Origin of the sequence: Streptomyces sp. S186 (genome assembly GCF_051603415.1) — a bacterium.
Lineage (GTDB): Bacteria > Actinomycetota > Actinomycetes > Streptomycetales > Streptomycetaceae > Streptomyces.
In genome coordinates this window covers 6802287-6823334 of sequence record NZ_CP193932.1, presented here as the reverse complement: position 1 = coordinate 6823334, position 21048 = coordinate 6802287, and the positions used below count along the sequence as shown (strand labels likewise).

The 21048-nt window shown below is 72.9% G+C and carries 19 protein-coding genes and 1 riboswitch; of the genes, 5 read left to right on the top strand and 14 right to left on the bottom strand.

Annotated elements, in window-relative coordinates:
- Nucleotides 1-133: 133 nt before the first annotated feature.
- Nucleotides 134-1522 (bottom strand): peptidase C39 family protein, encoded by a 1389-nt coding sequence (locus ACRAS8_RS29475; protein WP_438489019.1) that lies wholly within the window; start codon nt 1520-1522, stop codon nt 134-136.
- Nucleotides 1523-1681: 159 nt separating this feature from the next.
- Here ACRAS8_RS29475 and ACRAS8_RS29470 point away from each other — a divergent pair, with 159 nt between their 5' ends.
- Nucleotides 1682-2278 carry a uridine kinase family protein gene (locus ACRAS8_RS29470; RefSeq protein ID WP_438489018.1) on the top strand — a complete coding sequence of 199 codons (597 nt, stop codon included), beginning with the start codon at nt 1682-1684 and terminating at the stop codon, nt 2276-2278.
- A 502-nt stretch (nt 2279-2780) separates the two neighbouring features.
- Nucleotides 2781-4682 carry an AAA family ATPase gene (locus ACRAS8_RS29465; protein ID WP_438489017.1) on the top strand — a complete coding sequence of 634 codons (1902 nt, stop codon included), beginning with the start codon at nt 2781-2783 and terminating at the stop codon, nt 4680-4682.
- A gap of 62 nt (nt 4683-4744) precedes the next feature.
- On the opposite strand, the gene ACRAS8_RS29460 is transcribed toward ACRAS8_RS29465, so the two are convergent.
- The 10 genes from ACRAS8_RS29460 to ribD form a co-directional block, all read right to left on the bottom strand.
- Complete coding sequence (locus tag ACRAS8_RS29460) at nt 4745-5875, bottom strand: hemolysin family protein (protein ID WP_438489016.1); 1131 nt, start codon at nt 5873-5875, stop codon at nt 4745-4747.
- A complete protein-coding gene (locus ACRAS8_RS29455) occupies nt 5872-7233 on the bottom strand; it encodes a hemolysin family protein (RefSeq protein WP_438489015.1) in 1362 nt (453 codons plus the stop codon). Before ACRAS8_RS29455 ends, ACRAS8_RS29460 begins: the two co-directional genes overlap by 4 nt.
- A gap of 172 nt (nt 7234-7405) precedes the next feature.
- Nucleotides 7406-7876: a PH domain-containing protein gene (locus ACRAS8_RS29450; RefSeq protein ID WP_438489014.1), complete on the bottom strand. Its 471-nt coding sequence runs from the start codon at nt 7874-7876 to the stop codon at nt 7406-7408.
- Between the two features lie 46 nt (nt 7877-7922).
- On the bottom strand, nt 7923-8771 hold the full coding sequence (gene hisG, locus ACRAS8_RS29445; protein ID WP_438489012.1) for an ATP phosphoribosyltransferase: 849 nt from the start codon (nt 8769-8771) through the stop codon (nt 7923-7925).
- A gap of 52 nt (nt 8772-8823) precedes the next feature.
- Nucleotides 8824-9096: a phosphoribosyl-ATP diphosphatase gene (locus ACRAS8_RS29440; RefSeq protein WP_016571913.1), complete on the bottom strand. Its 273-nt coding sequence runs from the start codon at nt 9094-9096 to the stop codon at nt 8824-8826.
- Between the two features lie 34 nt (nt 9097-9130).
- Nucleotides 9131-9616 carry a 6,7-dimethyl-8-ribityllumazine synthase gene (ribH, locus tag ACRAS8_RS29435; protein ID WP_438489011.1) on the bottom strand — a complete coding sequence of 162 codons (486 nt, stop codon included), beginning with the start codon at nt 9614-9616 and terminating at the stop codon, nt 9131-9133.
- A 47-nt stretch (nt 9617-9663) separates the two neighbouring features.
- A complete protein-coding gene (locus ACRAS8_RS29430; RefSeq protein ID WP_438489010.1) occupies nt 9664-11016 on the bottom strand; it encodes a bifunctional 3,4-dihydroxy-2-butanone-4-phosphate synthase/GTP cyclohydrolase II in 1353 nt (450 codons plus the stop codon).
- Nucleotides 11013-11672, bottom strand: coding sequence for a nicotinamide mononucleotide transporter family protein (locus tag ACRAS8_RS29425; protein WP_438489009.1), 660 nt, complete (start codon nt 11670-11672; stop codon nt 11013-11015). The genes ACRAS8_RS29430 and ACRAS8_RS29425 overlap by 4 nt, the downstream gene beginning before the upstream one ends.
- Entirely contained in the window at nt 11669-12352 is a 684-nt protein-coding gene (locus ACRAS8_RS29420) for a riboflavin synthase (protein ID WP_438489008.1), read from the bottom strand. Before ACRAS8_RS29420 ends, ACRAS8_RS29425 begins: the two co-directional genes overlap by 4 nt.
- 1 nt (nt 12353) lies before the next feature.
- Nucleotides 12354-13481 carry a bifunctional diaminohydroxyphosphoribosylaminopyrimidine deaminase/5-amino-6-(5-phosphoribosylamino)uracil reductase RibD gene (gene ribD / locus ACRAS8_RS29415; protein ID WP_438489007.1) on the bottom strand — a complete coding sequence of 376 codons (1128 nt, stop codon included), beginning with the start codon at nt 13479-13481 and terminating at the stop codon, nt 12354-12356.
- A gap of 159 nt (nt 13482-13640) precedes the next feature.
- A riboswitch (FMN riboswitch) is annotated at nt 13641-13771 on the bottom strand.
- 180 nt (nt 13772-13951) lie between these two features.
- Between ribD and ACRAS8_RS29410 the strand changes: the two genes are divergently transcribed.
- Nucleotides 13952-14725, top strand: a complete 774-nt coding sequence (locus ACRAS8_RS29410) for an SDR family oxidoreductase (RefSeq protein ID WP_438489006.1) — start codon at nt 13952-13954, stop codon at nt 14723-14725.
- Nucleotides 14726-14799: 74 nt separating this feature from the next.
- Here ACRAS8_RS29410 and ACRAS8_RS29405 read toward each other — a convergent pair whose 3' ends face one another.
- Nucleotides 14800-15288 (bottom strand): acyl-CoA thioesterase, encoded by a 489-nt coding sequence (locus ACRAS8_RS29405; RefSeq protein WP_438489005.1) that lies wholly within the window; start codon nt 15286-15288, stop codon nt 14800-14802.
- A gap of 144 nt (nt 15289-15432) precedes the next feature.
- Here ACRAS8_RS29405 and ACRAS8_RS29400 point away from each other — a divergent pair, with 144 nt between their 5' ends.
- On the top strand, nt 15433-16830 hold the full coding sequence (locus tag ACRAS8_RS29400) for a uracil-xanthine permease family protein (RefSeq protein ID WP_438489004.1): 1398 nt from the start codon (nt 15433-15435) through the stop codon (nt 16828-16830).
- 591 nt (nt 16831-17421) lie between these two features.
- A complete protein-coding gene (locus ACRAS8_RS29395) occupies nt 17422-18075 on the top strand; it encodes a DUF5995 family protein (RefSeq protein ID WP_438490632.1) in 654 nt (217 codons plus the stop codon).
- A gap of 59 nt (nt 18076-18134) precedes the next feature.
- Here the strand turns inward: ACRAS8_RS29395 and ACRAS8_RS29390 are convergent, their stop codons facing one another.
- Both ACRAS8_RS29390 and ACRAS8_RS29385 read right to left on the bottom strand, forming a co-directional pair.
- On the bottom strand, nt 18135-19841 hold the full coding sequence (locus ACRAS8_RS29390; RefSeq protein WP_438489003.1) for a flavin monoamine oxidase family protein: 1707 nt from the start codon (nt 19839-19841) through the stop codon (nt 18135-18137).
- 171 nt (nt 19842-20012) lie between these two features.
- On the bottom strand, nt 20013-20819 hold the full coding sequence (locus ACRAS8_RS29385; RefSeq protein ID WP_438489002.1) for a carbon-nitrogen hydrolase family protein: 807 nt from the start codon (nt 20817-20819) through the stop codon (nt 20013-20015).
- Nucleotides 20820-21048: the final 229 nt, after the last annotated feature.

Sequence of the window (21048 nt, the reverse complement as noted above, 5' to 3'; positions counted from 1 at the left end):
GCGGCTGTGGCACCAACGTTTGCTGCCGGCAGCGCGGCACCCTGGAGAACCTCCGCGACTACGGCTGGACCCCGGTCACCGCGCCGTACGTCATCCGCCAGGGCCACTGGCGGTCGGCTTGGCGGCATGAGTGTCACCGGATTCCGAGCTCGCGCAGGACGCGGCGCTGAGCTGGTGCTGAGTCGACGGGGAAGTAGAGGTAGCAGACACCCCCGGAACCGCTCTTGACCTGGCCTTTTGCGTCGTGGCGCTTGGTTCGGAGCCAGATGTTCTCGAACTGGCGGCGTTGGTAGACGCGGCGGACGGCGGGGTCGTCGGGGGAGGCGGGGTCGTTGGCGATGACGTCGCCGGTCGGGGTGAAGCCGATGACGGTCATCAGGTGGCCGGCGGTGCCGTAGCCCGCGCCGTCGAGTTCGCTCTTGAGGAAGGACTGGGAGGTGATGACGGGGATGCCGGCGTGGACGAGGCGTTCGGCGTCGTTGAGGGAGGACAGGCGGGTGACGATGGCCTGGAGGTCGTGATAGGTGGCGGCGTAGGCGGCGTTGAAGGGCCAGTTGCCGCAGCCGTTGTACTGGTAGTCGAAGGTCTGGCGGGCGGCCTGGCAGACCTGGGGGTCGGCGTAGGAGGGGTCGACCCAGGCGAGCTGCTGCCGGGTGGGGCGGCGGCCCCAGTACTCGATGATCATCTGGGAGGAGGTGGGGCTGCACCACGCCTCTCCCCCATTGTCGTACTGGGGGTACTGGCCCTTGTGGATCTCCTGGGAGTAGCGGGGGACGTGGAGTTCGCGGCCGGTGAGGCGGGGGGTGGAGGGCGGCACCTCGAAGCGGTCGGGGAGGTCGGAGGCCATCGCGCCCAGTCGCCAGACGGTGGGGGTGACGGTGGTGCCGGGCCGGCGGTGGAGGGTGAGCCGGAGTTCGTAGGACGTCAGGCGCAGGCCGGTCGAGGGGTCGTCGAGGGCGAGGGTGTCGGTGGAGACGGCGCTGCGGCCGTCCTTCTGGCCGTCGACGGAGGTGCGCCGGATGTCGGTGTCGCCGTCGCCGGCGGTCCAGCGGCCCATGACGTACCAGGGGGTGTGGCCGCCGTCGGAGTAGGTGCCGCGGAGTTCGACGGCGATCCAGGTGCCGGCGGGGGTGTGGGCGTTCCAGGAGGCGACGGCCTCGGTGGCGGGGACCGGGAGGCGGTGCACCGGGCTGGTCCAGGTGGCGTACTCCCAGGTGGCGGTCCGGCCGGTGTGCGGGTCGTGGTAGTCGGTGGTGCCGGCGGGGTGGGCGAGGGCGATACTGGGGCGGTGGCCGGGGACCACGCGGGTGCCGTGGCCGGTGCCCCGGTGCCAGTCGGCGGCGGTGGTCCAGGCGTGGTAGTCCACGGGGTTCTTCGTCCAGTGCGGGGTGGTGGTCTCGGGCTGCGTAGGGGCCGTCCGGCGGCCGGGGCCGGCGGCGGTGGCCAGGGGGGTGACGGCGGCGCCGGCCGCGACGGCGAGTGCGGCGGCCAGGACGGTGCGCCGGGGTGCGGAGCTGGTCATGGGGTCCCCCTGTCGGTGCGGACAGCCGGCGGTGCGGACGAGCGGGTGCGGGTGGTGCGGCTGGGCTCAACTATCTCCGTTCCGGGCGGGCTTAGGAAGGCGGTTCGACGCGCGTCGCGCCACGAATATTGGTGTGGACCACTGGCGTACGCTGGTGGGATGACCCCTGCCCTGGACCCCGCGCTGGCGTCGCTGGCCGCCCGGCTGCACACCCTGCCGCCCTCGTGCGGCCCGGTGCGGCTGATCGCGGTGGACGGGCACGCGGGTTCCGGGAAGAGCACCTTCGCCGGGCGGCTGGCCGAGGCGCTCGGCGGCGCGCCCGTGGTGCACACCGACGACCTCGCGACCCATGAGGAGCTGTTCGCCTGGAGCGACCGGTTCCGGGAGCAGGTGCTGGCGCCGCTGTCCCGGGGCGAGCCGGCGCGCTACGAGGTCTACGACTGGGTGCGCCGGGAGTTCGGCGCGGCGGTGGAACTGGCGCCGGCGCCGGTGGTCCTGGTCGAGGGCGTGGGCACCGGACGGCGCGCGCTGCGGCCGTACGCCGCCTGCCTGTTGTGGATGGAACTGGCGCGCGAGCATTCATGGGAAAGAGGTCAACTCCGGGACGGGCCGGGGCTCTCCGCCTTCTGGGAGGGCTGGATTCCGGCTGAGCGCGCGCACTTCGCGGCGGATCCGTCCCGGCCGTACGCCGATCTCCTGGTGCACCAGGGGCCGATGGGGTACGAGGTGCGCGTGGGACCGTCCGGCCGGGCCTGACCGGGGCCCGGATTTCACCCTGCGTAGCCGACTATGGCTGACACGCCGACAGTTGTTGACCGGGACCCGCCGAGTGCGCCAACTCGGCTTGACCTGGGGGGCGTACAGGACTTACGTTCTCAATGTGCGGTTCAACGGACCGCCCGCAGACGCGAAGCCCCCGGTTGTTCCCCCGTGATCGGGGGCTTCGTTCTGTGTAGAAGCACCTGTCGCGGCGCTCGCAGCACGGCACTTCCCTCACCCAGGGTCACCGCATTCTTCGCGCCGGTGCGCCCCCTTCCGCGCCCCCGCCTCCACCTCGTGCCGCCCTCTACGGCCTGCGCCGACAGCGCAGGTACGATGCGAGTCTGTGCCACCGCGGGACCCGGACCCGGGCGCGTGGCAGGGCAACTCCCGCCCGCCGCACGCCGGTTCGGCCAGGGCCGGACGAACAGGCCCTGGGGCCCCGGTGCGGCACACGTCCGGTGGTACACCACGGGGGGACGTTTTGTGGGGGGACGGGATGGATGTCGGCGCTCAGGGTTCGCCCGCCCCGGCCGAACTCGCCTGGCTGCGCGCGGTCGACGCCTACACCATGGGGGCCTACCCCCAGGCCGAGGAGGAGTTCCGGGCCGCGGTACGGCTCGATCCGTCGATGGCCGACGCCTGGCTCGGGCTCCACGCGCTGCGCGCGGACACCTCCATGGCGCTGCTGCGGATGCACCAGCACCGCGACCGCTTCGGTGAGCAGCGCGCCCGGCACCGACGCGCCCTCAACTCCTGGTACTGGCTGGGCTGGTGGGTCCAGCCGGTGCTGGAGACCGGCCGCGACCTGCTGCTGGCGCACGCCTCCCACTGGCTCGACGGCCGCCATGTCGCCGAGCTGGACCAGGCGCTGGCCGGCTGCCCGCCGGTGGAGACCGATCCGCAGGTGCGCTTTCTGCACGCCTGCCGCGCCTATCTCGTCAAGGACTGGGACCAGCTCGTCCGGCACACCGAGCCGCTGCTCGGCGATCCCGCGCTGGGCATCGAGGCGGGGTTGTTCGGCGGGATGGCACGGGTGCGGCTGGAGATGTTCGGGCAGGCCGAGCCGCTGCTGGCCACGGCGCTGATGCGCTGCCGCAGCGAGCAGCCGCAGCGCAAGGAGCTGCGCTACTGGCTCGCCCGCGCCTACGAGGGCACCGGCCGCAGCGCCGCCGCCCTCCCCCTCTACCGCGCGGTGCACCGGGTCGACCCGGCGTTCATGGACACCGCGGCCCGGCTGGCCGCCATCGCGGAGGCGGACGGGCTGGACGAGGGCGCCGGCCTCGCGACGGTCTCCGCGCAGGGCCCGGCACAGGAGGCCGGCGGCGACCTCGACCCGCTGGCGCCGCTGGACCCGCTCGACGGCCGGGAGCTGCTGGTGGCCGGCGAACCGAGCGGCCCGCAGGCGGAGCCGTCCGGCCCGGCCACCGGGGGCGGCGGGGCGGCCCGGATCAAGACGACGGCGCCGGGCCGGCGCGGCGGCGAGGTGCTGCCCGCCGGGCCGGCCGATCCGGTGCTGCTGGAGAAGGCGCTGGCGGAGCTGGAGCGGATGGTCGGCATGGAGCCGGTCAAGCGGCATGTGCGGGCGCTCTCCGCGCAGCTGCGGATGGCCCGGCTGCGGGCGAGCCAGGGCCTTCCGGTGGCGCCCCCGAAGCGGCACTTCGTCTTCTCCGGCCCGTCGGGGACCGGCAAGACCACGGTGGCCCGGATACTCGGCCGGGTCTTCTACGCGCTGGGGCTGCTCGGCGGCGACCATCTCGTGGAGGCCCAACGCGCCGACCTCGTCGGCGAGTTCCTCGGCCAGACCGCCGTCAAGGCGAACGAGCTGATCGACTCGGCGCTGGGCGGGGTGCTCTTCGTCGACGAGGCGTACAGCCTGTCCAACTCCGGCTACAGCAAGGGCGACGCGTACGGCGACGAGGCGCTGCAGGTGCTGCTCAAGCGGGCCGAGGACAACCGCGACCGGCTGGTGGTGATCCTGGCCGGCTACCCCGAGGGCATGGACCGGCTGCTGGCCGCCAACCCCGGCCTCTCCTCCCGCTTCACCAGCCGGGTGGACTTCCCCAGCTACCGGCCGCTGGAACTCACCAGCATCGGCGAGGTGCTGGCCGCGGAGAACGGCGACCGCTGGGACGAGGAGGCCCGCGAGGAGCTGTGCAGCATCAACGGCCACGTCGTCGAGCAGGGCTGGATCGACGAGCTGGGCAACGGCCGCTTTCTGCGCACCCTGTACGAGAAGAGCTGCGCCTACCGCGATCTGCGGCTGTCCACCTGGCCGGGCACGCCGACCCGGGACGATCTCGCCACCCTGCGGCTGGCGGACCTGATGCAGGCGTACGGCGAGGTGCTCTCGGGCCGCGGGCCGGATCCGCAGGCGCCGCCGAAGGGGCTGGATCTGTAGGGGCTTCGGACGCCCGAGGGGCGCGCCGGTGGTCCGGTGCGCCCCTCGGGCCGATGCGGCGGTCAGCCCGCCAGTGCGGGGTCCTCGGCCGCCAGCGGGGCCCCCTCGCGCGGTTCGCCGACCCGCCCGGTCCCCTCGCGGGGCGCCGGGCCGGCCGTCGGCTCCGTGCGGTGCGCCGGGTCGCGGACCTCGCCGACCAGCTTCTCCAGGACGTCCTCCAGGGCGACCAGGCCGAGTACCCGGCCGGTGCCGTCGGCGACCGCGGCCAGGTGGGAGGCGGCCCGGCGCATCGCGGTCAGGGCGTCGTCCAGCGGAAGTTCGGCGCGGAGCGTGGTCATCGGGTGCCAGATCCGCTGCGGCACCGCCCGGTCCCGTTCCTCCAGGTCCAGGACGTCCTTGACGTGCAGATAGCCCATGCAGGCGCCGCCCGGCGCGCAGACCGGGAAGCGGGAGTAGCCGGTCCGTACGGTCAGCTCCTCCACTTGACGGGGCGTCACCGTCGGTTCGACGGTGATCAGCCCGGCGGGGTCGAGGAGCACGTCGGTGACCGGGCGGCTGCCGAGCTCCAGGGCGTCGGAGAGCCGCTCCTGCTCGCCGGGGTCGAGCAGGCCCGCCTGGCCGGAGTCCTCGACGAGGTGGGTGAGCTGCTCGCTGGTGAAGACCGCCTCCACCTCGTCCTTGGGCTCGACCCGGAAGAGCCGCAGCACACCGCGGGCCAGCGCGCCGAGCAGCGCGGTGACCGGGCGGCACAGCCGGGCGAAGGCGACCAGCCCGGGGCTGAGCCACAGGGCGGTCTTCTCGGGCGCGGCCATCGCGAGGTTCTTCGGGACCATCTCGCCGATCACCAGGTGGAGGAAGACCACCAGGGCCAGGGCGATGGCGTAGCCGAGCGGGTGGACCAGGGCCGCCGGCAGCCGGACGGCCGCGAAGACCGGCTCCAGCAGGCGGGCGACGGTCGGCTCGGCGACCGCACCGAGCGTCAGGGAGCAGACGGTGATGCCGAACTGGGCGGCGGCCATCATCTGCGGGAGGTTCTCCAGGCCGTGCAGGACCCGGCGGGCCCGCTTGGAGCCCATCGTGGCGAGCGGTTCGACCTGGCTGCGGCGGACCGAGACCAGGGCGAACTCGGCGCCGACGAAGAATCCGTTGGCGAGTACCAGGAGCACCGCGAAGAGAAGCTGGGCCACCGTCATCGGGCCACCTCCGCACCGGCCGGGACCCGCTCACGGGCCGCCTCGGGAACGGCGGGGGCCAGCCGGACCAGCCGTATCCGCTCGGCACGGTGGTGCGCGACCAGCCGCACCCGCAGCCGCCAGCCCTCCAGTTCCGCGGTGTCGCCGGGGGCCGGGATCCGGCCGAGTATGTGGGCGACCAGCCCCGCGACGGTCTCGTAGGGGCCCTCGGGGGCCTCCAGGCCGATGCGGCGCAGGGTGTCGACCCGGCAGCCGCCGTCGGCGTCCCACGCCGGGCGGCCGTCCTCGGGCGGGGCCTGGCCGAGCTCGGGCAGGTCCACCCGGTCGTGCTCGTCGCGGACCTCGCCGACGAGTTCCTCGATGATGTCCTCCAGGGTCACCACGCCGGCGGTGCCGCCGTACTCGTCGACGACCACCGCGATCGGCTGCTCGCTGCGCAGCCGCTCCAGCAGCGGCTGCACCGGCAGCGTGGCGGGCACCAGCAGCGGCGGCACCGCTATCCGGAGCGCCGGGGTGCGCAGCCGCTCCTCGGCCGGGACGGCGAGCGCGTCCTTGAGGTGCACCATGCCGACGATCTCGTCGAGCCGGGTGCGGTAGACGGGGAAGCGGGAGAGGCCGGTGGCGCGGGTGAGGTTGACGACGTCCTCGGCGGTGGCGGTCGCCTGGAGGGCGCTGACCCGGACGCGCGGCGTCATGACGTTCTCCGCGGTGAGGTCGCCGAGCGAGAGGGTGCGGACGAAGAGGTCCGCCGTGTCCTGCTCGATCGCCCCGGCCCGGGCGGAGTGCCGGGCCAGCGAGACCAGCTCGCCCGGGGTGCGGGCGGAGGCCAGTTCGTCGGTCGGCTCCACGCCCAGGGCGCGGACCAGGCGGTTGGCGACGGTGTTCAGCAGGGTGATCACCGGCCGGAAGAAGCGGGAGAAGGTGTCCTGCGGGCCGGCGACGAAGCGGGCGACCTGGAGCGGCTTGGAGACCGCCCAGTTCTTGGGTACCAGTTCGCCGACGACCATCTGGACGGCGGAGGCCACCAGCATGCCGATGACGACCGCGATGCCCGGGACGGCGCCGCGCGGCAGGCCGAGGGCGAGCAGCGGCCCGGACAGCAGCTCGGCCAGCGCCGGCTCGGCGAGCATGCCGACCACCAAGGAGGTGATGGTGATGCCGAGTTGGGTGCCGGAGAGCTGGAAGGAGAGTTCCCGCAGAGCGGAGACGACGGTGTCGGCCCGGGGGTCGCCGTCGGCCGCGGCCCGTTCGGCGTCCGCCTTCTCGACGGTGACGAGTCCGAACTCGGCGGCCACGAAGAAGCCGTTGGCGAGGATGAGTGCGAGTGCCGCAAGGAGGAGCAGCAGGGGGCCGGTCATGCCGCCGCCTCCGTCGTATGCGGGGGTTGGGGAGGGGCGGCGCAGGTACTACAGGACGATCCGTCCATTGCCGGAGGGAGTCACTCCTCGGGTCGTTGGGTCCCACTGAGGGGCGGGGTGCGGGTGCACCCCGGAGAACAGAGTAAACAGCGGGGCCCGCGTTGGGGCAGGGTCAGCGGGCCGTGTGGTCGACCGCACCGTGGATCTCGACGAGATCGCGCAGGGCGCGGGCGTCGCGAACGGCCTGTTCGCGGGCGATGCCGGGCTGGATGCCCATCGCGGGCAGGCTGGTGCCGTCGGCGAGGTCCAGATGGACCCACGGGTCACCGGCCCGGAGGTTGACGCGCAGCACCTGGGCCCAGGCCAGGTCGCGCCGGGTGGTGAGGTTGACGACGGTCACGCCCTCCTGCCGCGCGACCACCTTGGGGCGGGCGAGCAGCAGGAGGACGGCGCCGACCAGGACCCCGGTGGCGACGAAGCTGATCCGCTCGCCGCCGCTCAGCTCCGGCAGCAGCACCGCGACCGCGGTGAGGGCGGCGAGCTGGGCGATGCCCACGGTGTACAGGACGGCCCGGGTGCGGGACGGCCGGAAGGTCACCGGGAGGGCGGGCAGGGCGGCAGCGGGGGACGCGGGCGCGGACACGTGTCGTCTTCCGTGGGAGGGCGTGCGGGTGCGGAACGGCGGGGCGTCAGAGCCGGCAGGCGTGGATGCCGGTGGTCAGGATCGCGCGGGCGCCGAGTTCGTAGAGCTCGTCCATGATGCGCTGGGCGTCCTTGGCCGGGACCATGGAACGGACCGCGACCCAGCCCTCGTGGTGCAGCGGGGAGACGGTCGGGGACTCCAGGCCCGGGGTGAGCGCCACGGCCTTCTCGACCTGCTCGACCCGGATGTCGTAGTCCATCATCACGTACCGGCGGGCCACCAGGACGCCCTGCATGCGGCGGAGGAACTGGCGGACCTTGGGGTCGTCGTCCGGGGCGCCGGTACCGCGGATGACGACGGCCTCGGAGGTGAGGATCGGCTCGCCGATGATCTCCAGGCCGGCGTTGCGCAGGGTGGTGCCGGTCTCCACGACGTCCGCGATGATCTCGGCGACGCCGAGCTGGATGGCGGTCTCCACGGCGCCGTCGAGGTGCACGACGGAGGCGTCCACGCCGTGGTCGGTGAGGTGCTTGGTGACCAGGCCGGAGAACGAGGTGGCGATGGTCATGCCGGCGAAGTCGGCGACGTCCTTGGCGGTGCCGGGACGGGTGGCGTAGCGGAAGGTGGAGCCGGCGAAGCCGAGCTGGAGGATCTCCTCGGCGTCGGCTCCGGAGTCCAGCAGCAGGTCACGGCCGGTGATGCCGATGTCGAGCTTGCCGGAGCCGACGTAGACGGCGATGTCGCGGGGGCGCAGGAAGAAGAACTCGACCTCGTTCTCCGCGTCGACCAGGACCAGTTCGCGGCGGTCCTTGCGCTGACGGTAGCCGGCCTCATGGAGCATCGCCGACGCAGGCTCGGACAGTGAACCCTTGTTGGGGACAGCGATGCGCAGCATGAGGGCGATTTCCTTTGCGACTGGGGGTGTTGGGGAGTGCGGGGGCTGTTGTCTACAGGTGGGCGTAGACGTCGTCGAGGGAGATGCCCTTGGCGACCATCATCACCTGGAGGTGGTAGAGGAGCTGGGAGATCTCCTCGGCGGCGGCGTCGTGGGACTCGTGCTCCGCGGCCATCCAGACCTCGGCGGCCTCTTCGACGATCTTCTTGCCGATCGTGTGCACACCGGCCTGCACCAGCTCGGCGGTGCGGGAGGTGGCGGGGTCGCCGGTGGCGGCCTTCTGCTGGAGCTCGGCGAAGAGCTCCTCGAACGTCTTCTTGGACATGATGCGGCCTACCCTACGCGGTCGCCCCGCGCACTCAGCGCCAGGGCTCGGAGACCGTGCGGAGGGTGGCGGCGGTGGCGACCGCGGCGGTGACCGCCTCGTGGCCCTTGTCCTCGGCGGATCCGGGCAGACCGGCGCGGTCGAGTGCCTGCTCCTCGGTGTCGCAGGTCAGCACACCGAAGCCGACCGGGACGCCGGTGTCCACCGCGACCTGGGTCAGGCCCTGGGTGACGCCCTGGCAGACGTAGTCGAAGTGCGGGGTGCCGCCGCGGATGACCACGCCGAGCGCGACGACCGCGTCGTAGCCGCGGCCGGCCAGGACCTTGGCGACCACCGGCAGCTCGAAGGTGCCGGGCACCCGCAGCAGGGTGGGCTCGTCGATGCCCAGCTCGTGCAGGGCCCGCAGCGCGCCGTCCACCAGGCCGTCCATGACCTTCTGGTGCCACTGCGCGGCGATCACGGCGACCCGCAGGTCACCACAGTTCTTCACGGTCAGTTCGGGTGCGCCCTTGCCGCTCATGCTTCTCCTCGTACGGGTGATGGTGCCGGTGCCCGGCTGACGTGGGGTTACTGGTTGCCGCAGGTGGCGGTCGCGCCGGCGGCGTCGGTGCCGCCGTGGCCGCCGTCCAGCCAGGGCAGGTCGTGCCCCATCCGGTCGCGCTTGGTGCGCAGATAGCGCAGGTTGTGCTCGCCGGCGTGGACGGGCATGGACTCGCGGCCGGTGACGGTGAGGCCGTGCCGCTCCAGGGCGGCGGTCTTCTCAGGGTTGTTGGTCATCAGGCGCAGCGAGCGGACGCCGAGGTCGCGGAGCATCTGGGCGCCGGCGCCGTAGTCCCGGGAGTCGGCCGGCAGGCCCAGTTCGAGGTTGGCGTCGAGGGTGTCCCGGCCGCGCTCCTGGAGTTCGTAGGCGCGCAGCTTGGGCAGGAGTCCGATGCCACGTCCCTCGTGGCCGCGGAGGTAGACGACCACGCCGCGGCCGGCCTCGCTGATCCGGCGCAGCGACTCCGTCAGCTGGGGGCCGCAGTCGCAGCGCAGCGAGTGGAAGACGTCGCCGGTCAGGCACTCGGAGTGGACCCGGACCAGGACGTCCTCGCCGTCGCCCAGTTCCCCGGCGACGAGTGCGACGTGCTCGACGCCGTCGACGGTGGAGCGGTAGCCGTGGGCGGTGAACTCGCCGAAGGCGGTGGGCAGCCGGGTGCTGGCCTCGCGGCGGACGGTGGGCTCGGCCGGGAATGACACGTGGTCGGGCGAAGCCGGGACCTCGGTGGAGCGTCGGTAGGCGATCAGGTCCGCGATGGAGATGATCGCCAGGCCGTGGCGGCGGGCGAACGGGACCAGCTCGGGCAGCCGCAGCATGGTGCCGTCCGCGCCGGCGATCTCGACGATGGCGGCGGCCGGGCGGAGTCCCGCGAGCCGGGCGAGGTCCACGCCGGCCTCGGTGTGGCCGTCGCGGGCGAGGACGCCGCCGGGCTTGGCGCGCAGCGGGAAGACGTGGCCGGGCCGGACGAAGTCGCCGGGGGCCGAGTCGCCGGCGGCCAGCAGCCGCAGGGTGGTGGCGCGGTCGGCGGCGGAGATGCCGGTGCTCACGCCGTGCGCGGCGGTGGCGTCGACCGAGACGGTGAAGGCGGTGCCCATCGACTCGGTGTTCCGCTCGACCATCTGCGGCAGGTCCAGTCGGTCCAGGTCGGCGCCCTCCATGGGGGCGCAGATCAGGCCGCGGCACTCGCTCATCATGAACGCGACGATCTCCGGGGTGGCCTTCTCGGCCGCGACGATCAGATCGCCCTCGTTCTCGCGGTTCTCGTCGTCCACCACGACGACCGGGCGGCCGGCGGCGATGTCGGCGACGGCCCGCTCGACCGGGTCCAGGGTGAGGTCGCCGGCCTCGGCCTCGGCGTACCAGCTCTGCAGTGCGGTCATGCCGCAGCTCCTTCCAAAGCGGGGCGGTCAGCGGCGGCGGCCCGCGAGCGGAGCCACCAGTCGCGCATGCCCCAGGCGACGAGGGCGAGGTAGACGACGTAGACCAGGCCGGAGAAGGCCAGGCCGCTGCTGAAGGCGAGCGGGACGCCGACCACGTCGACCAGCAGCCAGGCGAACCAGAACTCCACCAGCCCGCGGGCCTGGGCGACCATCGCGGCGAGCGTGCCGACGAAGATGTAGGCGTCCGGCCAGGGGTTCCAGGACAGCTGCGGGACCAGGGTGAACAGCCCGCCGACGGCCAGGGTGCCCAGCGCGGTGCCGCCGATCAGCAGCGCGCGCTCGCGCCAGGTGCCGAACCGGACGGCGATCGAGCCGTCCTGGGCCTGCCGGCGGCCTCGCTGCCACTGCCGCCAGCCCCACAGCGCCACCCCGATGACCAGCAGTTGCTTGCCGACGCCGCCGCTGAGGTGAGCGGAGGCGTAGGCGGCGACGAGGATGACACCGGAGAGGAACTGGGCGGGCCAGGTCCATATCGAGCGCCGCCAGCCGAGTGCCAGGGCGGCCAGGCCGACGGTGTTGCCGATCATGTCGGACCAGATGACGCGCTGTCCGAACGCCGTGAAGGCAGGACCGTTGAGCCACTCCAGGACGCTCACCGGTCCGTCTCCTGGAGCTCGGCCAGGTCGGCGAGGTCGGCGGTCCCGGCGGTGTCCTGCTCGCCCCGGCCGGTCCCGCCCCGGCCGATCTCACCCCGGCCGAGCAGCCGCTCGACGTACTTGGCGAGCACGTCCACCTCCAGGTTGACCGGGTCGCCGGGCTGCTTGATGCCGAGGGTGGTCAGGGCGAGGGTGGTGGGGATGAGGCTGATGGTGAAGTGGTCGTCGGCGGCGTCGACGACGGTGAGGCTGACACCGTCGACGGTGATGGAGCCCTTCTCGACGACATAGCGGGCGAGTTGGGCGGGCAGCGCGACCTTCACCAGCTCCCAGTGTTCGCCGGGGGTGCGCTCGACGAGGGTGCCGGTGCCGTCGACATGGCCCTGGACGAGGTGGCCGCCGAGCCGTCCGCCGAGAGCCATCGGCCGCTCCAGGTTGACCCGGGAGCCGGTGGTCAGCGCGCCGAGGCTGGAGCGGTGCAGGGTCTCGGCCATCACGTCGGCGGTGAACTCGCCGCCTTCGGTGTCCACGACCGTCAGGCAGACGCCGTTGACGGCGATCGAGTCGCCGTGCTTGGCGTCCTCGGTGACGACGGGGCCGCGCAGGCGGAAGCGGGCGGCGTCGCCGAGGTCCTCGACGGCGACGACCTCACCCAGTTCTTCGACGATTCCGGTGAACACGTCAGTTCTCCTCGGGGCGGGCGTGGCGGATTGGAGTTGCGGTGATCCGCAGATCGGAGCCGAGGCGGGCGGTGTCGGTCACATCGAGCCGCAACGCCTGGGTGAGGGTGGTGATTCCGGCGTCGCCGACGGCGGCCGGGCCGGCGCCGAGCAGCACCGGCGCGAGATAGCCGACGACCTTGTCGACGAGCCCGGCGGCGAGGAACGCGCCGGCGAGCGTGGGCCCGCCCTCCAGCAGCACGGACCGCACATCGCGGGCGCGCAGGGCCTGGAGCAGGGCGGGCAGGGACAGCCCGCGCCCGCCCGGGGCGCGTGGCAGCCGGACGAGCGGGGCGAGTCCTTCGAGGTGGGCGGCGTCCGCGTCCTCGGCGACCGCGATCAGGGTCGGGGCGGTGCCGTCCAGGACCCGGGCGCCGGCCTTGACGGCGGTGGCGCCGGAGTCCACCACTACCCGCAGCGGCTGGCTGACCTCGTCGTCGTCGAGTCCGGCGATCCGCACGCCGAGCTGCGGGTCGTCGGCGCGGGCGGTGCCGGAGCCGACGATCACGGCGTCCGCGGCGGCGCGCAGCCGGTGCACGTCGGCGCGGGACTCGGGTGAGGAGATCCAGCGGCTGGTGCCGTCGGCGGCGGCGATCCGGCCGTCGAGGGTGGCGGCGTACTTCCAGAGCACGAACGGGCGGCCGCGCAGCACCGAGGTCAGCCAGGCTTCGTTGCCGGCCGCGGCCTCGTCGGCGAGGAGTCCGCCCTCGACGTCGACGCCGGCCTCGGCCAGGGTCAGCGCACCGCCGGTGGCGGTGGGATCGGGGTCGGCGACGGCGTAGACGACCCGGGCGACGCCGGCGTCGATCAGCGCCCGGGCGCAGGGGCCGGTGCGGCCGGTGTGGTTGCAGGGTTCGAGGGTGACCACCGCGGTGCCGCCCCGGGCGCGTTCGCCCGCGGCGCGCAGGGCGTGGATCTCGGCGTGCGGTCCGCCGGCCCGCTGGTGCCAGCCCTCGCCCGCGGTGCGGCCCGCGGAGTCCAGGACGACACAGCCGACGACCGGGTTCGGGCTGGTGCGGCCGAGGCCGCGGGCGGCGAGCTCGATGGCCCGGCGCATCGCCGCGGTCTCCACAGGGGCTGAGGTGGCCACCGGGTCCTCCTGCCTCTTCGGGCACGGACTCCGGGGCTGTCTGGACGACAGAAGCGGACGCTGTGGACTCGCAGGACACCGGGGCCGGAAATGCACGGCCCGCCCGGGACGTTGACGTCCGGACGCGCTGCCGACGGCGGTGTACTTCGAGCTCGCCCGCCGCGCACTGCCTCCCATCCGGACTTTCACCGTCGGTGCAGGAATTCCACCTGCTCAACCGGCCACTGGCTGCGGACGGGTCGCGGACTGTTACCGCCGGTTCGGAATTACACCGACCCCGGAGTGCGCTGCTGCTTGTGTCAGTACAGCCCCAGTCTGCCACGGCCGCTCGTCGCCCATGCGAGCGAAGCCCTGTGGCCTGCCTCACAGGACACGGGCGCGCCGCCTGTCACAGCCACACCCGGTGTTCCGTCATGGGGGCGGCGTCCCTCTTCCCCTCTCCCCCTCCCCCACACAAGGACGGATCCGCAATGGCAGAAGGCAGAGACATCCTCGTCACCGGCGGCACCGGCGTCCTCGGGCGCGCCGTGGTCGGGCGACTGCTGTCCGGCGGGCACGGCGTCCGCTCGCTGAGCCGGCATCCGCACACCGGCCGCACGCGGCCCCGCCCGCACGCGTACGCGGTGGATCTGCGGGACGGCACCGGACTGGCGGAGGCGGTGGCAGGGGTGGACGCGGTCGTGCACTGCGCCTCCACCCCCGCCGGTGGCGACACCGAGGCGGCCGGGCGGCTGATCGAGGCGGTGCGCCGGGCCGGGGTCCGGCATCTGGTGTACATCTCGATCGTCGGCGTGGACCGGATCCCGCTGCGCTACTACCGCGCCAAGCTGGCCGTGGAGCGGCTGGTGGCGGGGTCCGGAGTCGGCTGGACGGTGCTGCGGGCGACGCAGTTCCACGAGCTGCTGCTCCGGCTGGTCAGGGCGGGCGCGCGGTCACCCGTCGTACCGGTGCCGGCCGGGGTCCGCTGCCAGCCCGTCGACGCCGGTGAAGTGGCGGACCGGCTGGTCGAGTTGGCGTTGGGCGAGCCGGCCGGGCGGGTCGCCGACATGGGCGGGCCCGAGGTGCTGACGGCGGACGAGGTGGTCCGGATGACGCCGGCGGCCGACGGGCGGCGCCGGCTGCCGCTGCCGGTGTGGCTACCCGGCGCGAGCGCGGCGGCGCTGCGGCGCGGGGAGAACCTCGCCCCCGAGCACGCGGTCAGCCGGCGCACCTATGCGGAGTTCCTGGCGGAGCGGAGGGGGTGAGCGACGCGGCGGCCGGGGCGCGAGCGGTGCGCGCAGGGCCGGATTCCGCCCTTCGCCGTCCTGACCGCGGCGGCTCAGGCCGCGTCGGCGCCGGCGGTCTCGCCTTCCTCCGGCCGCAGCAGGTCCGCGGCGATGCCCCGGGCCCGTTCCGACCACGGCGTGGGGCGCAGCGTCTGCGGGTCGACGCGGACCAGGACGCGGTGGCCGCGGGCGTGGGTCCCGGTGCCGTCGGCGGAGCAGAGCCGGAAGCCGTAGGTGAGGCCGGTGCGGCCGAGGCGCTCGACCCAGAGGTGGACGGCGTATCGGCCGGCGCGGGTGACGGGGCGCTCGTAGGAGACCTTCATCTCCTTGATGACGTTGCACATGTCGCCGGCGGCGGCCCAGTCGCCGTCGAAGCCGAAGCCGAAGCCGTGCCAGTACTCGGCCCAGGCCCGCTCGGCCAGCAGCGGGTAGCGGGAGTTGTGGAGCATGCCGAGCGCGTCGAGGTCGTCGAAGTGGACGGTGACGGGGACCAGTTGCCCGTACGCGACGGGGCCGGCGGCCTGGAGGGGGTCGACGCTCACTGGTGGTGCTCCTGGATTCTCGGGTGGGTGCGGTGGTGCCCGCGCCGCCGGCGGGGGCCGGCGCGACGAGCCCGAGCCATCGTAAGCGGCTGCTTAGAATGCTTTGCGTCCCCCTTGAAGAACACCTGAACAACTGGAGCAGTCATGGGCCTCGGCGTGCGCTGGACCGTGCATGGCGACGGGCGCAACCCGGCCCCCGGCGCCGTGGTCAGACCGGACGAACGGCTCTCGTGGCCGCGCACGGTCGGCCTGGGCGCACAGCACGTCGTCGCAATGTTCGGTGCGAGCTTCGTCGCCCCGATCCTCATGGGTCTCGACCCCAATCTCGCGATCATGATGTCGGGCGTCGCCACCGTCATCTTCCTGCTGGCGACCCGCGGCCGGGTGCCGTCGTACCTCGGCTGCTCGCTGTCGTTCGTCGGGGTCGCGGCGGTCATCCGGGCGCAGGGCGGCACCAGTGCCACGGTGACCGGCGCGGTCCTGGCGGTCGGGGTGGCGCTGTTCCTCGTGGGACTGGTCGTCCAGCGGTTCGGGGCGCGGGTCATCCATGCCGCGATGCCGCCGGTGGTGACCGGTGCCGTGGTGATGCTGATCGGCTTCAACCTGGCGCCGGTGACGGCGAGCACGTACTGGCCGCAGGACCAGTGGGTGGCGCTGCTGACCATGCTGGTGACCGGCTTCGCCGTGGTGTGCCTGCGCGGGTTCTGGTCCCGGATCGCGATCTTCCTCGGCCTGGTCTTCGGCTACGCCGTGTCCTGGATCTTCGACCGGGCCTTCGGAATGATCCACTCCGTCGACGGCGCGGGGAAGGTGACCGACCACTGGCGGCTCGACTTCTCCGCGGTGGGCAAGGCCGACTGGATCGGTCTGCCGTCGGTCCACGGCCCGAGCTTCCAGTGGTCGGCGGTCCTGGTGGCACTGCCGGTCGTGATCGCCCTGGTGGCGGAGAACGCCGGGCACGTCAAGGCGGTCGGCGAGATGACCGGCGACCCGCTGGACGACAAGCTCGGCACCGCGATCTCCGCGGACGGCGTGGCCTCGGTGCTCTCCACCTCGCTGGGCGGCCCGCCGAACACCACCTACTCCGAGAACATCGGCGTGATGGCGGCGACCCGGGTCTACTCCACCGCCGCCTACTGGGCGGCCGCCGGCTTCGCGCTCCTCTTCGGCCTGTGCCCGAAGTTCGGCGCGGTGGTGGCCGCGATCCCCGGCGGGGTGCTGGGCGGCATCACGGTCATCCTCTACGGCATGATCGGCCTGCTGGGCGCCCAGATCTGGCTCCACAACAAGGTGGACCTGCGCAATCCGCTCAACCTCGTCCCGGTCGCCGCCGGCATCATCATCGGTATCGGCGGGGTCAGTCTGCGCCTGACCGACACCTTCCAGCTGAGCGGGATCGCGCTGGGCACCATCGTGGTCCTCACCGGCTACCACGTACTGCGCGCCCTGGCCCCCGCGCACCTCAAGGAGCAGCCGCCGCTGCTGGACGAGGGCACCTCGGCGTACGACCGGATGGAGGCCCCGGAGGAAGACCGGTCGTAGCTACTGCGACGCGGCGGCGGGCGGGTCGGCCGGGCGGCCGGCTCACTTGCCAGGCTTCGAGCTTCTTCACGGCCTGGGAATGGGGCCAGACCGGCCCGTTTCAGAAGGTCTTCTCCGCACCGGAATACCGTGGAGAAAGTGCCCGCATTCTTGTCGTCGGGATAGTCGTCATAGTCGTCGGGATAGCCGAAGTCCTGCCGGGCACAGGAGAGTTCGCATTCGAAGGAGAAGCCGAAGGGTTCGTCCGGCGACCTGGAGACACTCATCTACCTCCGGATCAACCCCCGGATCAACCTCCGGAATTCCGCACCGCGTTCCGGCGGCGTTTCCCGGGATGCCGAAAGGGACGTTGCACGGCGCGGAGCGGCGGAAAGCGGAGCGGAGCGGCGGAATGCAGCCTCAAGACGGCGCGCCGACTATTACCCCGATCCGGTCAACTCTCCCTAGTCAGCGGCATATTCGAGGGTATCCCGATGTCACGCTGAGCGGATGACGACCCTTCGGCAGAACGGCGAAATGGGCCCGCGGCACAGCACCGCGGCACCCGCCGCCCGGCCCCCCGGCACCACCGGACCGGCGACGACGGCAGGCGTGGCGCACGTCCTGGCACGGATGCGGGCGCTGGACCGGGCGCTGCCCGCCGACGACGGGGTGGCGGTGTTCAACCGCGTCTACCTCACCGTCACCGAGGCCGTCGCGCAGCAGGTGGGCGGCGGCGCCTTCGAGGACCCGGAGGCCGCCGGCGAACTGGACGTCCGGTTCGCCCGCCGCTACTTCACGGCGGTGGACGCCGACGCCACCGGGCTGCGGCCGCCGGCCTGCTGGCGGCCGCTGTTCCAGCTGCGGCGGCACCCCCGGGTCCGCCCGCTGCAGTTCGCCCTGGCCGGCATCAACGCACACATCGGCCACGACCTGGCCCTGGCCGTCGTGGACACCTGCCGGGCCCTGGAGTGCGAACCGCCCGCCCTGGAAGGCGACTTCGACCGCATCGGCACCCTCCTCACCCGCCTGGAGGAGAGCATCCGGGAGACCCTGATGCCCGGCCCCGACCTCCTGGACATCGCCGATCCGCTCACCCATCTCATCGGCTCGTGGAGCCTGGAGAAGGCCCGCGACGGCGCCTGGGCCGCGGCCCGGATGATGTGGGGCGTCCGTCGGCTCCCGGAGATCGCCGAGGAGTTCGCCGACCGCCTGGACGCCGGCGTCGGCCTGATCGGACGCTGTCTGCTGACACCGCTGGGATAGGGCCGGCCCCGGGGACGTGCGCAGGGCCCCGGATCGACCGGGGCCCTGGGGCAGGACGCTCAGTCCTCCGGGAGTTCGACCGGCGCGATCTCGTCGTAGACGTCGCCGGGGCCCGGGTTGGCCGCGTCGGTGCCGCCGCCGAGGTGGTGCATCACGCCCCACACCGCGTTCAGCGCGGTCTGGATGGCGCCCTCGGCCCAGCCCGCCGTCCAGGAGATGTCGTCGCCGGCGAGGAAGATGCCGCGCTTGTCCTCGGGGAGCAGCTCCTGCATGAAGTGGGTGAACAGGCGCCGCTGGTAGCGGTAGTGGCCGGGCAGGTTGGCCTTGAACGCGCCCATGAAGTAGGGCTCGTTCTCCCAGGAGACGGTCACCGGGTTGCCGATGATGTGCTTCCGGATGTCGACCTTCGGGTAGATCTCGCCGAGCGACTTGAGCATGACCTCCATGCGCTCGTTCGCCGACAGCGGCAGCCACTTCAGGCTGTCGTCGCACCAGGTGTAGGAGAGGCAGATGACGGCCGGCCGGTCCGGGCCGTTGTCGAGGAGGTACGTCCCGCGCGTCATCCGGTCGGTGAGCGTCATCGACATCACGTCGCGACCGGTCTCCTCATCCTTGTCCAGCCAGAACGGCCGGTCCACGGGGACGAAGAGCTTGCTGGACTCCATGTAGTGGGTGCGCTCGATCGCCGTCCAGTGGTCGATCGGGAACAGGTCGTCGTCGCACTCGATCTTCGACAGCAGCATCCAGCTCTGCGCGGTGAAGACCACCGCCTTGTAGGAGCGGATGTCGCCGGAGGCGTCGGTGACGGTGATGCGGTTGCCGGCGGTGCGGTGCAGCCGGGTCACGGCCGGCCGGGGCGCGCCGTCGTGCAGCGAGGACAGCGAGGTGCCCGGCGCCCAGTGCACGATCTTGCGCGGCTCGCGCTCCCACAGGCGCAGCGGCAGCTGCTGGGAGCCGCCGACGATGCCGCGGTGGTGGTCGTCGGCCTCGGTGTAGACGACCCGCAGGATCTCCAGGATGGAGTTGGGGAAGTCGGTGTCCCAGCCGCCGGTGCCGAAGCCGACCTGGCCGAAGATCTCGCGGTGCCGGAAGGAGGTGAAGGCCGAGGAGTCGCAGAGGAATCCGTAGAAGGTCTGGTTGTCGAGCTTCTCGACGAGCTTCGCCCAGATCTCGCGGATGCGCGGCACGTCGCGCTCGCGCATGGCCTGGTTCATGTCGGAGAAGTCGGCGCCCTCCTCCAGGCAGGCGTTCCACGCCTCGGCGACCTGGCGGTAGACCGGGGGCAGGTCGTCGAGCGTCTCGGCGTAGTGCGACTCGCCCTTGAGGTCGACGACGGTCGACGGGGTGGCCTCGGCCAGCGGGTTGGGGAACGGCCTGGTCTCCAGGTCCACCAGGTCGATGTAGTACTGGAGGGCGGTGGAGGAGGGCGGGAAGCGCATCGCGCCCAGCTCGCAGTTCAGCTCCTCCTCGCCGGCCGCGGCCGAGCAGCCGTCGAAGCCGACGGTGCGCAGCCGGCCGCCGATCTGGTCCGCCTCGTAGACGACGGGCTTGAGGCCCATCTTCATCAGCTCGTACGCGGTGACGATGCCGGAGAGGCCGCCGCCGACGATGGCCACCTCGGTGCCGTGCTCGGTCGCCGGGATCTGGCCGAGGCCCGCGGGGTGCGCGAGGAAGTCGTCGTAGGCGTAGGGGAAGTCCGGGCCGAACATGGTGATCGGCGGCTGCGCGGCGGTGTGCGGGACGGCGGGGGGCACCGTGGACGTCATCGGGGCGGACTCCTTGCGGGCAGGGCGGGCGTAACGGGGCGTATCGGGCGCGGGCGGGCGGGCCGGGGCGCACGGGTACGCGCGGGGCAGAACTGGGGGGGGTGATCGGGGCCGGCGGGGACGCGCGTCGCCGGTCGGCCGGTGTACGGGGCGCGGGGCGGCGCCGGTCGGTCAGGCGAGGTCGGTGTAGAGCTCCGGCCTCCGGTCGTGCAGATAGGGGTTGTCCGCCCGCGCCTCCTTGAGGAAGGCCGGGTCGACGGCGGCCTGCACCAGTTGCTCGGAACGTCCGGCGCGGGTGCGGACGACGCCGTCCGGTCCGGCCAGGCAGCTGAGGCCGACGAACTCGAACTCGCCCTCGGCGCCGACGCGGTTGACGTACGCCACGTACATCTGGTTCTCGAAGGCGCGCACCGGGATCATCTGCTCCGGAACGATCTGGAAGGGGTGCATCTGCGCGGTGGGCACCAGCAGCAGGTCGGTGCCGGCCAGCGCGTGCGCCCGGACGTTCTCCGGGAACTCCACGTCGTAGCAGATCAGCAGGCCGATCCGGATCCCGTCCAGCTCTGCCTGGACGACCTGCCGGTCGCCCGGGGCGAACCACTCACGCTCGTAGCAGCCGAAGAGGTGCGTCTTGCGGTAGTTGGCGAGCGGGGTGCCGTCGGGGCCGATCAGCCGGGCGGAGTTGTAGACGGCACCAGGCTCCTCGGGGGCGCGCTCCGGGTAGCCGTAGAGGACCGCGATCCGGTGGGCGGCGGCGATCTCCGCGACGGCCCGCGCGCCGGCGCCGTCGGCCGGCTCGGCGAGGCGGTGCAGGTCGCCGCCGATCGCGTAGCCGGTGAGGAACAGCTCGGGGCAGGCCAGCAGCCGGGCGCCGGTCGCGGCCGCCTCGCGGGCCGCCTCGTCGAGGACCTTGAGGTTGTGCGCCACGTCGCCGGGCCGTCCCGAACTCTGGAGCAGGGCGGTGTGCAGCGGCGACATGGGACCCCTCGGCGGTGGCGGTTCGGGCGGGACGCAATGACGGTACGGGCCGCCGCGGACCCCGGACAAGGTGCCGGTGTTGCACGCTGACGGACGATTCGTTGCGCGTTAAAGGGCCACCGCGGCGATTCGTTGCGTGCTGCATCACCGCTGGTCGGCGGCACATCGACGGGGTGACGCGGACCACTCGCGGCGACCACCGCCCCACGCGCCACACCGCGCCTGCCGG